Raw genomic sequence first — 13121 nt, 5'->3', positions numbered from 1 at the left:
GGGGCTGCAACGGCCCCTCCCCTGGCCTGAACTGATAAACTGCACGTCCGCAAACCAAGGCCACGTGCATGTCCCTCTTGAATCAGGCGCTGCGCGCCGCCCTCGACGCCCGCCAGGGCCTTCTCGCCGAACTGCATGCCCAGGGCACCGACTGCTATCGCCTGTTCCATGGCAGCCAGGAAGGCGCCAGCGGCCTGACCATCGACCGCTACGGCCCGCAGTTGCTGGTGCAAAGCTTCCACCAAAGCCTTGAGACCGGCGCCTTGCTGGAGCTGCACGCGGCGGTGCAAGCGCACCTGGGCCTGGAACTGCTGTTGGTCTACAACGACCGCTCCCAGGGCAACAGCCGCATCGATCGTCGCGACCCGGTGTATCAGGCGAGCGAGGCCGCGCTGGCCGATCATGTCGGTCACGAATGGGGCCTGAACTACCGGGTACGTGGCCGCCATGCCGGGCAGGATCCGCTACTGTTCCTCGACCTGCGCAATGCCCGTGGCTGGGTCAAGCAGCACAGTGCCGGCAAAAGCGTGCTCAACCTCTTTGCCTATACCTGCGGCGTCGGCCTCAGCGCCGCAGCGGGCGGCGCGCGCGAGGTGTGCAACCTGGACTTCGCCGAAGGCAACCTGGCGGTCGGCAAGGAGAACGGCGCACTCAACCCGCAACTGTTGCCGATGAGCTTTATCCAGTCCGATTACTTTCCGGCGATCCGCCAGTTCGCCGGCTTGCCGGTCAGCCAGCGTCGCGGCCACAAGCTGCCGCCGTATCCGCGCCTGGAGCAGCGCCAGTTCGACCTGGTGTTCCTCGACCCGCCGGCCTGGGCCAAGAGCGCCTTCGGCACCGTCGACCTGCTGCGCGACTACCAGAGCCTGCTCAAGCCGGCCCTGTTGAGCACCGCCGACGACGGCGTACTGATTTGCTGTAACAACCTGGCCAAGGTCAGCCTCGACGACTGGCGCGAGCAAGTGCTGCGCTGCGCCGAGAAAGCCGGGCGCCCGGTACGCGACTGGCAAGTGCTCAAACCTGCCGGCGACTTTCCGTCGCAGGATGGCCAGCCGCCACTGAAGACCTTGATTCTTCAGCTCTGAAACAAAATTTCGTTAATTTTCGGAGTAGCTTCGGAACCGTTTTTACGTGCCATACTCCAAGCACTCCCGTTCGAGACAGACGACGCCACACATGCCCAAAGGATTGAAACGCGCCCTCGGCGCCATGCTGGCCGCAGTGGCCTTGTACAGCCTGCTAGGCTTTCTGATTCTCCCAGGGGTTGCCCTGCGTATCGCCAACCAGCAACTGGCCAGTTACGCCACGGTGCCGGCGCACCTGCAGCGGATCGAGCTCAACCCGTTCAGCCTCGAACTGACCCTCTGGGGCCTGCAGATCGGCGAGCCGGGCAAAGAGCAGGTCGGCTTCGAACGCCTGTACGCCAACCTGCAAATCAACAGCCTGTGGAGCGGTGCCCTGCACCTGGACAGTGTCGAGCTGGACAAGGCGCGTACCGAGCTGCTGTTCGCCAAGGACGGCAGCCTCAACCTGACGCAACTGTTCAAGCTGCCGCCGAGCGAGCCCAAGCCGCAAGAACCCGCCGGCGATCCGTTCCCGCTGCGCATCGGCAGTATCAAGCTCAGCGAAGGCTACCTGCATTTCCAGGACCTGCGCCCGAGCGAGCCGATCGAGTTTCTCTACGACTCGATGAACCTGGAACTGAAGAACCTCAGCACCCTGCCCGAAGACAGTACCGAAATGACCCTGGTGGCCAATGGTCCGGCGGGCGGGCGCATCGACTGGGCCGGCAACTTCAGCCTGGTACCGATCGCCTCCGAAGGCACCCTGAAGGTCACCGACGGCAAAATGAAAGCTTTCTGGCCTTATGTGCGCGATGCCGTGCCGCTGGTGCTGGAAGAAGGCGTGGTCAGCCTCGATACCCACTACAAGCTGAACCTGTCCAAGGAAACCGAGCTGCTGCTGGACAACACCTCGGTGAGCATCGCACCCTTTGCCATCAAGGCACCGGATGGCCGCCCGCTGGCACGCCTGGCGCGCCTGGATGTCAGCGAAACCTCGATTGACCTGGCCAAGCAGCGGGTCACCGTTGGCAAGATCCGCAGCGAAAAGCTCGAAACCTGGGCGGCAGTAGAGTCCGATGGCCAGCTCGACTGGCAGAAGCTGTTCGCCAGCCAGCCGGCCAAAGCCACGGCCAAAGAGAAAGCCGAACCTGCCGCCGCCGAGCCGGATGCCAAGGAAAAGGCCGCCGCCGAGGCACCGAGCAAGCCATGGCAAGTGCTGCTCAAGGACGTGCAACTGCGCAATTACCAGGTACACCTGGCCGACCGCTCGCAGAAACAACCGGTCGCCCTCGAGGTTGGCCCGCTGAACCTCGACCTGCAGAATTTCGACAGCCTCAACCAGTCGCCCTTCACCCTCAAGCTCGACACCGGTGTCGGCAAGCAAGGCAAGCTGCAGGCGGCCGGTGAGGTCAACCTGGCGCCGATGAGCGCCAAGCTCAAGGTCAACACCCAGGACATCGACCTGCGTGTCGCCCAGGCCTACATCAGCCCGTACATCCGCCTGGAACTGCGCAGCGGCATGCTCGGCAGCGACCTCAACGTCGACCTCAAGAGCACCGAGCCGCTGGCCTTCAGCATTGACGGCAAGGCCCAGGTCAACCAGCTGCACACCCTGGACACCATCAAGGATCGCGACTTCGTCAAATGGCAGCAGCTGAACCTCGACGGTCTGTCGTACCGCCACGGTGACGCCCTGAGCATCGGTAAAGTGACCCTCAAGCAGCCCTACGCGCGCTTCATGATCAACGAAGACCGCACCACCAACGTCGATGACCTGCTGATCCCGCAACCGGCTACCGCGCAGTCCAAGGCGCCGGCCAAAGCCAAGGCGCCTGCGGAAAAACCACTGGGCATCCGTATCGGTGAAATCGATATTAATGACGGTTCGGCCAACTTTGCCGACTTCAGCCTGACCCCGAACTTCGCCACCGCCATCCAGCAGCTCAACGGCCAGATCGGCACCATCGACAACCGTCAGCCAAAACCGGCCAAGGTCGATATCAAGGGCAAGGTCGATCGCTATGCACCGGTGACCATCAAAGGCTCGCTGAACCCCTTCGACCCGATGGCCGCCCTGGACATCGCCACCAGCTTCAAACGCGTCGAGCTGACCACCCTGACGCCTTACTCGGGCAAGTTCGCCGGTTTTCGCATTCGTAAGGGCCGGCTGAACATCGACCTGCACTACGTGATCACCCAAGGCAAGCTCAAGGCTGAGAACAAGGTAGTGGTCGAGCAACTGCAGCTGGGTGAGAAGGTCGACAGCCCGGATGCGGTGGACCTGCCGATTCGCCTGGCAGTGGCCTTGCTCAAGGACACCGATGGCAAGATCTCCATCGAGCTACCAGTGACTGGCGACCTCAATGACCCGCAGTTCAGCGTCATGCCGATTGTCTGGCAGACCCTGCGCAACCTGGTGCTGCGCGCGGCCCAGGCGCCCTTCAAGTTCATCGGCGGGCTGGTCAGCGGCGGCGATTCCCAGGACCTGGGCAACGTTGCCTTTGCCGCTGGCTCCAGCGACCTGGGCCCGGATGCGCAAAGCGCCCTGGACAAGCTGGCGACGGCGCTCAAAGAGCGCCCTGCCTTGCGCCTGGAGATCGAAGGCACCAGCGCCCAGAGCAGCGACGGACCGTTGATTGCCCAGCAGCGCCTGGAGCGTGAGTACCAGAGTACCTACTACAAGATCCTCCAGCGCCGCGGCGACAAGGTGCCAGCCCAGGCCTCCGAGCTGAAGGTGCCGGATGGCGACAAGCCGGCGATGCTTGAAGGCATCTACCGTACCCGCATGAAGAAACAGCCTCCAGCGGAGTGGGAACAACTCGATCGCGAACAGCGCACCACCCAGTTGCGCGATGCCGTGCTCAAGTCCTGGGGCGAAAGCGCCCTGCTGCTGCGTCAGTTGGGTCAGGCCCGGGCCAGCAGTATCAAGGACTACCTGGTAGATAAAGGCCAGCTGGCGGATGACCGGGTGTACTTCGTCGATGCCAGCCTGGGCCAGGCCGAGGCGGATGGCCGAGTGATCTCGCCGCTGCATCTGGACGCGGAATAACCACCTCTTCTTCCCCTCCTTTCCCCCAAAAAAGAAGCCCCGGCAACCAGTGCCGGGGCTTTGAGTGACCAAGTCCTTTTGGTCTTTCGCATGAACCTGTAAGGGTCAGCGAGTCGGGACAAACGCCTTAGTTGCTTTTCAGGCCATCAGCCGAGACGGCTTGAACGCCTTTGATTTTTTTGGCGATAGCGACCGCCATGTCTTTCTGCGAATCGGTCACGGCAACCTCGGAAGACAGGGAGACCACGCCTTTGTTGGTTTCGACCTTGATGTCGCTACCCGGAATGCCTTTCTCGGTCATCAGGTCAGCTTTGACCTTGGTGGTGATCCAGGTGTCGGAGGTCGCTTCTTTTGCTTTGGTAACTTCACCAGCAGCAACGGTCAGCGGAGCCTGGGAAGGCTGTTGGGCAAACGCCGCGTTAGCCAGGGTCAGGGTCAGGGCGGTGGCAGTAGCGGCAGCAATAGCGAACTTCTTCATACGAGACACTCCTGTTTTTCGAAAAGTCTGCGCCGTAAGTCCTGGCAGCAGGGGTATGAATACTATTGCAGGGCCTGTGCCAGCTTTTGTGAATAATTTTCTCCTTATAAAACAGTAGCTTATCTAATCAAGCAAAAAACTGGATCGTGCATTTTGCAAGCAGTGGCAAAATCCTGCATGCAAGATGCAAGTCCGCAAGACAATTTCTGCAGGCATAAAAAAAGGACCCCGAAGGGTCCTTTTTCTTAAGCGGCGATCTTAGACGCCCGATGCCTTGGCAGCGGCAACGTCCTTGATCGACAGCTTGATACGGCCGCGGTTGTCCACGTCCAGTACCAGTACTTCAACTTCCTGGCCTTCTTTGAGGATGTCGGTCACTTTCTCGACGCGAGCATCGCTCAGCATCGAGATGTGAACCAGACCGTCCTTGCCAGGCAAGATGTTGACGAAGGCACCGAAGTCGACGATGCGCTCAACCTTACCGACGTAGATCTTGCCGATCTCGGCCTCGGCAGTGATGCTCAGAACGCGCTGGCGAGCAGCTTCAGCGGCGTCTTTGGTCTCACCGAAGATCTTGATCGAACCGTCGTCTTCGATGTCGATCGAAGCCTTGGTTTCTTCGCAGATGGCACGGATGGTCGCGCCGCCTTTACCGATGACGTCACGGATCTTGTCGGTGTCGATCTTCATGGCGATCATGGTCGGAGCGTTTTCCGACAGTTCGCTACGGGACTGACCAATGATCTGGTTCATCTGGCCGAGGATGTTCAGGCGCGCTTCCAGGGCCTGGCCCAGGGCGATTTCCATGATCTCTTCGGTGATGCCGTTGATCTTGATGTCCATCTGCAGCGCGGTAACACCTTTGGCGGTACCGGCTACCTTGAAGTCCATGTCGCCCAGGTGGTCTTCGTCACCGAGGATGTCGGTCAGAATGGCGAATTTCTCGCCTTCTTTAACCAGGCCCATGGCGATACCGGCAACCGGCGCCTTCATCGGCACACCAGCGTCCATCAGTGCCAGGGATGCACCACAGACCGAAGCCATCGAGCTGGAACCGTTGGATTCGGTGATTTCCGAAACAACGCGGATGGTGTACGGGAACACGTCGGCAGCAGGCAGCATGGCCTGGACCGAACGGCGGGCCAGACGGCCGTGACCGATTTCGCGACGGCCAGCACCGCCCATGCGACCACACTCGCCGACCGAGAACGGCGGGAAGTTGTAGTGCAGCATGAAGGGATCTTTCTTCTCGCCTTCGAGGGTATCCAGCAGCTGGGCGTCACGGGCAGTACCCAGGGTCGCAACGACCAGGGCCTGGGTTTCGCCACGGGTGAACAGCGCCGAACCGTGGGTCTTTGGCAGTACGCCGACTTCGATGTTCAGCGGACGTACGGTCTTGGTGTCGCGGCCGTCGATACGTGGCTTGCCGTTGACGATGTTTTCGCGAACGGTGCGGTATTCGATTTCGCCGAAGATTTCTTTGACTTCGGAAGCCGAAGGTTGGCCTTCTTCACCGGAGAACTGGGCGATCACTTGCTCGCGCAGTTCGCCCAGGCGAGCGTAACGGTCAGCCTTGACGGTGATGGTGTAGGCGTCGGAAACCGCAGCACCGAATTCGCCACGGATGGCGCTCAGCAGAGGGGTGTTCTCGGCCTTGGCAGTCCAGTCCCAGGTCGGCTTGGCAGCTTCGGCGGCCAGCTCTTTGACAGCCTGGATCACAGCCTGGAATTCGTCGTGGGCGAACAGTACGGCGCCCAGCATCTGGTCTTCGGTCAGCTCTTTGGCTTCCGATTCAACCATCAGTACGGCGTCGGAGGTACCGGCAACGACCATGTCCAGGCTCGAGGCAGCCAGTTGCTCGTAGGTCGGGTTCAGCAGGTAGCCGGTGCTTTCGTGGAAAGCAACGCGAGCGGCGCCGATCGGGCCTTCGAACGGAATGCCGGAGATGGCCAGGGCAGCCGAGGTACCGATCATCGCAGCGATGTCCGGATCGGTCTTCTTGCTGGTGGAAACGACGGTGCAGACAACCTGCACTTCGTTCATGAAGCCTTCCGGGAACAGCGGACGGATCGGACGGTCGATCAGACGCGAGGTCAGGGTCTCTTTCTCGGAAGGACGGCCTTCACGCTTGAAGAAACCACCAGGGATCTTGCCGGCGGCGTAGGTCTTTTCCTGATAGTGAACGGACAGGGGGAAGAAGCCTTTGCCTGGATCGGCCTGTTTGGCACCGACCACGGTCACCAGTACGGTGACATCGTTGTCGACGGTGACCAATACGGCGCCGGACGCTTGACGAGCAATACGGCCCGTCTCGAGGGTAACGGTCGATTGACCGAACTGGAATTTCTTGATTACCGGGTTCACGGTTTCCTACCTTTTTCAGTGGCTCTGGGGGAACGGGTTCTTGCGAATTCTTGGGCAGAACAGGGAATCGGCCCTGTTGGCGGTCCAGATAAAACTAGAGGTTGGGAGCCTGCCCTGCCCTCGCGGTAAACCGCTCAGGCGAGACAGACAGCCAACCTCATAGATAGGCAAGGCGTGCTCACCGACACGGGGGCCAAAGGCTCCGTGCGGTGACTGCAGCACGCCGTGCACACCACTGGCCAGGCCGCTATTAGCGACGCAGACCCAGACGACCGATCAGGGCGCTGTAACGGGTGGTGTCCTTGCCTTTCAGGTAGTCCAGCAGCTTGCGACGCTGGTTAACCATGCGGATCAGACCACGACGGGAGTGGTGGTCTTTGCCGTTGGCCTTGAAGTGGCCTTGCAGCTTGTTGATGTTGGCGGTCAGCAGAGCAACCTGTACTTCCGGGCTACCGGTGTCACCGGCGGCTTGCTGGTATTCGCCAACGATCTTTGCTTTTTCTTCAACGCTGAGTGCCATCTGGCTTCTCCAAATCAAGGGAAACCGAACAAACGGCTTCCAATAGGCCAGGGACTGCTCCCTGTATTCATAAAGTGAGGCGTGACCGTGCCTATTAACAGCCATCCTCTTTACCACCAGTGCCAGGCCTGGGCCTGACACTGAAGGTTTCGATCATTCTGACCGAATCAAGCGACGCGGCGCGATGCGCCCGTCTTCGCTCACTTCACCGATGCCGATGAAGCGACCGTTGTGATCCTGTACCCGGACCATGCCGAACTTCGGCGCGTCGGGGGCTCTGACCGGCTGACCATTGAGCCAGTAGAACGCACTGTGCTCGGAGAACTGCAACAGTGGCCAGTCCAGCAGACCGCTGTCCGATGGCATCAGGAAACGATCGACCGCTTCGTTGCCACCTTCGGCGTGGACCGCTTCGAGTTCTTCGAGGGTCACGGTCTGGGCCAGCTCGAAAGGACCGGCGTGCGTACGACGCAGTTCAGCGACATAGGCTCCGCAACCGAGCACCTCGCCGATATCCTCGACCAGGGTGCGGATGTAGGTGCCTTTGCTGCAGCCGACCGACAACCGGACACGGGTGCCTTCGCACTCGAGCAATTCCAAGCGGTTAATAGTAACAGAACGCGCCTCGCGCTCCACTACTTCACCTGCACGGGCAAGCTTGTACAGCGGCTGGCCGTCACGCTTGAGGGCCGAGTACATCGGCGGTATCTGACTGATTTGACCACGAAATTGTGGCAAAACCGCTTCGATATCGGCGCGACCAACGGTCACCTCACGGGTTTTCAGCACTTCACCTTCGGCGTCGCCCGTGGTGGTGGTCTGACCCAGTTGCATGACCGTCTCGTAGCCCTTGTCGGAATCGAGCAGGTATTGCGAGAACTTGGTCGCCTCACCGAAGCACAGCGGCAGCACGCCGCTGGCCAGTGGATCGAGGCTGCCGGTGTGCCCGGCCTTTTCGGCATTGAGCAGCCAGCGGACCTTCTGCAGGGCAGCGTTGGAGGTGAACCCCAACGGCTTGTCGAGCAGGATGATGCCGCTGACGTTACGACGGATACGCTTGACCTGAGCCACCGCTTACTCCTTGGTGTCCAGGGGCGTGTCGGCAGCCTGGTGCAGCTTGTCTTCGGCGACGGCGCGCTCGATCAGGGCCGACAGGTGGGCACCGCGACTGATGCTTTCGTCATAGTGGAAATGCAGTTGCGGCACACTGCGCAGTTGCATTTCCTTGCCCAGGTGCACGCGCAGGAAACTGGCCGCGCCGTTGAGCACCTTGAGGGTCTGCTTGATGTCTTCCGCGCCTTCCTGGCCCATCGAGGTGATGAACACCTTGGCATGGCCGACATCGCGGCTGACATCCACAGCGGTAATGGTGACCACGCCGACGCGCGGGTCCTTGACTTCACGACGGATCAACTGGGCCAGCTCGCGCTGGATCTGATCGCCGATGCGTTGGGTACGGCTATATTCTTTTGCCATTTTTGCTACCTGTAACTAAAGCGGCAAACGCCCGGCCAGGCTAGAGCCGGACCGGGCGTTGCGTTCAGAGCCGCCAAGCGGCGCCCTGGGGCGGGCGATTGGCGGTTCCCATGCTCGCGGCTTAGAGCGTACGAGCCACTTGGACTTTCTCGAAGACTTCGATCTTGTCGCCGACCTTGACGTCGTTGTAGCTCTTGACGCCGATACCGCATTCCATGCCGGCACGTACTTCGGACGCATCGTCCTTGAAGCGACGCAGCGATTCCAGCTCGCCTTCGAAGATCACCACGTCCTCGCGCAGTACGCGGATCGGACGGTTGCGGTAGACCACACCCTCGACGACCATGCAGCCGGCGATGGCGCCGAACTTCGGCGAACGGAACACGTCACGCACTTCGGCGATACCCAGGATGTTCTCGCGAACATCGCTGCCGAGCATGCCGGTCAGGGCTTTCTTGACGTCTTCAATGATGTCGTAGATCACGTTGTAGTAACGCATATCCAGACCTTCCTGCTCGACGATCTTGCGCGCGCCGGCATCGGCACGCACGTTGAATCCGAACAGTACTGCATTGGACGCCAGGGCCAGGTTGGCATCGCTCTCGGTGATACCACCGACACCGCCGCCAATCACGCGAACCTGTACTTCGTCGTTGCCCAGGCCGCTCAGGGAGCCCTGCAGGGCCTCGAGAGAACCACGAACATCGGACTTGAGCACGATGTTGAGAGTCTTCTTCTCTTCCTGGCCCATGTTCTCGAAGATGTTCTCGAGTTTGCCAGCGTGAGCGCGAGCCAGTTTGACCTCGCGGAACTTGCCTTGACGGAACAGGGCAACTTCACGGGCTTTCTTCTCGTCAGCCACTACCGACAGCTCGTCACCGGCGTCCGGAGTGCCATCCAGGCCGAGGATCTCGACCGGGATCGACGGGCCGGCTTCCTTAACAGGCTTGCCGTTCTCGTCGAGCATGGCCCGTACGCGACCGTAGTTCGAACCGCACAGGACCATGTCGCCCTGACGCAGGGTACCGTCCTGAACCAGTACGGTAGCCACCGGGCCACGGCCCTTGTCCAGACGCGATTCAACTACCACACCACGACCTGGAGCCGATGGAGTGGCCTTGAGTTCGAGGATCTCGGCTTGCAGCAGGACCGCTTCGAGCAGTTCGTCGACACCGGTACCCATCTTCGCCGACACCTTGACGAACGGAGTATCTCCACCCCAGTCCTCGGAAGTGACGCCTTCGACGGCCAGTTCGTTACGGATACGATCGAGGTCGGCACCTGGCTTGTCGATCTTGTTCACCGCAACCACCAGCGGAACACCGGCAGCCTTGGCGTGCTGGACCGCTTCGCGGGTTTGCGGCATCACGCCGTCGTCCGCCGCAACCACCAGGATCACGATGTCGGTCGCCTTGGCACCACGGGCACGCATGGCGGTAAACGCGGCGTGGCCAGGGGTGTCGAGGAAGGTGACCATGCCGCGGTCGGTTTCCACGTGGTACGCACCGATGTGCTGGGTAATACCACCGGCTTCGCCAGCAGCAACCTTGGCACGACGGATGTAGTCGAGCAGCGAGGTCTTACCGTGGTCAACGTGGCCCATTACGGTCACGACTGGTGCACGGGAGAAGGTCTCGCCTTCGAACTTCAACGACTCGGCCAGGGAATCTTCCAGGGCGGTGTCGCTGACCAGGGTGACCTTGTGGCCCAGCTCTTCGGCGATCAGCTGAGCTGTCTCCTGGTCGAGCACCTGGTTGATGGTCACCGGAGTGCCCAGTTTGAACATGAACTTGACCACTTCAGCGCCCTTGACGGACATCTGGTTGGCCAGGTCGGAAACCGTGATGGTCTCGCCGATCTGCACGTCGCGGATAACCGGACCGGTCGGGTTCTGGAAACCGTGGGCGTTGCGCTTCTTCGGCTTGCCCTTGCCACGGCCACCACGACGGAAGCCATCGCTTTCTTCGTCGGTGGTACGCGGAGCGGCACGCGGGGTAGGCGCCTTTTCCTTTTCCTTGACCTTGACCGAAACACGCGGCGCTTCGTTACGGCGCTCGCCGCCACGGCGCTCGTCGTCACGCGACTTGTCGCTGCGACGCACGTCGTCTTTCTTGCGCTCGGCAACCGGTGCCGGAGCATCGGCGGCTGCGGCTTCGATTACAGGCGCTGGAGCCGGCGCAGCGGCAGCAGCCGGTGCGGCGTTGGCAGCGGCTGGCTGGCGACGGGACTCTTCCTCGGCACGCTGACGTGCGTCGGCATCGGCCTTTTCGCGGGCAGCGTTTTCCGCTGCACGGCGCTCTTCCAGCTCGCGCTTCTGCTCGGCCTGGATTTCTTCCGGACTGCGCTGAACGAATACTTTCTTCTTGCGTACTTCTACGCTGATGCTCTTGCTACCGGCGACACGCAGGGTGCTGGTGGTTTTGCGCTGCAAGGTGATCTTGCGCGGCTCTTCCACTTTTGCCTTGTGGCTGCTCTTCAAATGAGCCAGCAATGCCTGCTTCTCATTGTCGGTCACTACCTGACCGGCGTCGGTGTGCGGCAGACCTGCCTCACGCATCTGCTGCAGCAGGCGCTCTACCGGTGCAGCGACCTCTTGGGCCAATTCTTTCACCGTGACTTGCGTCATGCACTTCTCTCCTCAGGCCGCGCCTAATTACTCGAACCAGTGGGCTCGGGCGGCCATGATCAACTTGCCGGCACGCTCTTGGTCGATGCCGTCGATGTCGAGCAGGTCATCAATCGACTGCTCGGCCAGGTCTTCGCGGGTAACTACGCCGCGCACCGCCAGTTCCATCGCCAAATCCTTGTCCATACCCTCAAGCGAGAGCAGGTCTTCGGCCGGATGGGCGTCTGCCAGCTTTTCCTCAGTAGCGATGGCTTTGGTCAACAGGCGATCCTTGGCGCGAGCACGAAGCTCGTTGACGATGTCTTCGTCAAAGCCGTCGATGTTGAGCATTTCTTCCAGCGGTACGTAGGCAATCTCTTCCAGGCTGGTGAAGCCTTCATCGACCAGCACCTGTGCCAGCTCTTCGTCGACTTCCAGCTCGTCGATGAAGTTGCGCAGGATGTCACCGGTTTCAGCTTGCTGCTTGGCCTGGATGTCCGATTCGGTCATCACGTTCAGGGTCCAGCCGGTCAACTGACTGGCCAGGCGCACGTTCTGGCCACCACGGCCAATCGCCTGGGCCAGGTTGTCGGCACCCACGGCGATGTCCATGGCGTGGGCGTCTTCATCGACGATGATCGCCGCGACTTCAGCCGGCGACATGGCGTTGATGACGAACTGTGCAGGGTTGTCGTCCCAGAGGACGATGTCCACACGCTCGCCACCCAGTTCACCGGACACCGCCTGGACACGCGAACCGCGCATGCCGATACAGGCACCTTGCGGGTCGATGCGTTTGTCCTTGGAGCGCACGGCGATCTTGGCGCGCGAACCCGGATCACGGGACGCGGCCATGACTTCGATCAGGCCCTCGGCGATTTCCGGCACTTCGATGCGGAACAGTTCGATCAGCATCTGTGGCGCGGTACGCGACAGGATCAACTGCGGGCCGCGGTTCTCGGTGCGGATTTCCTTGAGCAGTGCACGCAGGCGCACACCGACACGGAAAGTCTCGCGGGAGATGATGTCTTCACGGGCCAGCAACGCTTCGGCGTTGTTGCCCAGGTCAACGATGACGTTGTCACGGGTGACCTTCTTGACGGTGCCGGAGATGATCTCGCCCAGACGCTCGCGGTAGGCATCTACCACTTGAGCGCGCTCGGCTTCACGGACCTTCTGGACGATGACTTGCTTGGCGGTCTGGGCGGCAATGCGGCCGAACTCGATCGACTCGATCTTCTCTTCGATCACGTCACCGACCTTGGCTTCAGGATGGGTGTCCTGAATCTTCGCTGGCCACACTTCGATCGCCGGATCGTCCAGATCCTTTTCTTCGACGACAGTCCAGCGACGGAAGGTTTCGTAGCTACCGGTGTGGCGGTTGATTTCCACACGCAGGTCGACTTCGTCGTCAAAACGTTTTTTGGTTGCAGTGGCCAGGGCCACTTCCAGCGCTTCAAAAATTACGCCGGCCGGTACGCCCTTTTCGTTGGATACCGACTCAACAACCAGCAGTACTTCTTTGCTCATCGTACGCCTCGCCTTTCGCAAGCCATTGGATCCGC

General features: G+C 60.9%; 9 protein-coding genes. 2 read left to right on the top strand and 7 right to left on the bottom strand.

Annotation, left to right across the window (positions count from 1 at the left end; genetic code table 11):
* Positions 1-68: 68 nt before the first annotated feature.
* Together BLR26_RS07100 and BLR26_RS07095 are read left to right on the top strand one after the other, a co-directional pair.
* On the top strand, positions 69-1085 hold the full coding sequence (locus tag BLR26_RS07100; protein WP_045199711.1) for a class I SAM-dependent rRNA methyltransferase: 1017 nt from the start codon (positions 69-71) through the stop codon (positions 1083-1085).
* Between the two features lie 91 nt (positions 1086-1176).
* Entirely contained in the window at positions 1177-4113 is a 2937-nt protein-coding gene (locus tag BLR26_RS07095) for a DUF748 domain-containing protein (RefSeq protein WP_093379316.1), read from the top strand.
* Positions 4114-4240: 127 nt separating this feature from the next.
* On the opposite strand, the gene BLR26_RS07090 is transcribed toward BLR26_RS07095, so the two are convergent.
* From BLR26_RS07090 to nusA, 7 genes are all read right to left on the bottom strand, one after another.
* Positions 4241-4591 (bottom strand): BON domain-containing protein, encoded by a 351-nt coding sequence (locus tag BLR26_RS07090; protein WP_093379313.1) that lies wholly within the window; start codon positions 4589-4591, stop codon positions 4241-4243.
* Positions 4592-4849: 258 nt separating this feature from the next.
* Positions 4850-6955, bottom strand: coding sequence for a polyribonucleotide nucleotidyltransferase (pnp, locus tag BLR26_RS07085; protein WP_093379310.1), 2106 nt, complete (start codon positions 6953-6955; stop codon positions 4850-4852).
* A 250-nt stretch (positions 6956-7205) separates the two neighbouring features.
* A complete protein-coding gene (rpsO, locus tag BLR26_RS07080; protein WP_010222985.1) occupies positions 7206-7475 on the bottom strand; it encodes a 30S ribosomal protein S15 in 270 nt (89 codons plus the stop codon).
* Between the two features lie 153 nt (positions 7476-7628).
* Positions 7629-8546, bottom strand: a complete 918-nt coding sequence (gene truB / locus BLR26_RS07075) for a tRNA pseudouridine(55) synthase TruB (protein WP_093379306.1) — start codon at positions 8544-8546, stop codon at positions 7629-7631.
* A gap of 3 nt (positions 8547-8549) precedes the next feature.
* Positions 8550-8951, bottom strand: coding sequence for a 30S ribosome-binding factor RbfA (gene rbfA / locus BLR26_RS07070; protein WP_045199718.1), 402 nt, complete (start codon positions 8949-8951; stop codon positions 8550-8552).
* A gap of 121 nt (positions 8952-9072) precedes the next feature.
* Positions 9073-11577, bottom strand: coding sequence for a translation initiation factor IF-2 (infB, locus tag BLR26_RS07065; RefSeq protein ID WP_093379303.1), 2505 nt, complete (start codon positions 11575-11577; stop codon positions 9073-9075).
* A gap of 27 nt (positions 11578-11604) precedes the next feature.
* The gene (gene nusA, locus BLR26_RS07060; RefSeq protein WP_010222981.1) at positions 11605-13086 is read right to left on the bottom strand and encodes a transcription termination factor NusA; all 1482 of its coding nucleotides are present in this window, start codon (positions 13084-13086) and stop codon (positions 11605-11607) included.
* Positions 13087-13121: the final 35 nt, after the last annotated feature.

The organism is Pseudomonas sp. UC 17F4 (assembly GCF_900101695.1).
GTDB lineage: Bacteria > Pseudomonadota > Gammaproteobacteria > Pseudomonadales > Pseudomonadaceae > Aquipseudomonas.
This window is presented reverse-complemented; position numbering and strand designations above follow the sequence as displayed.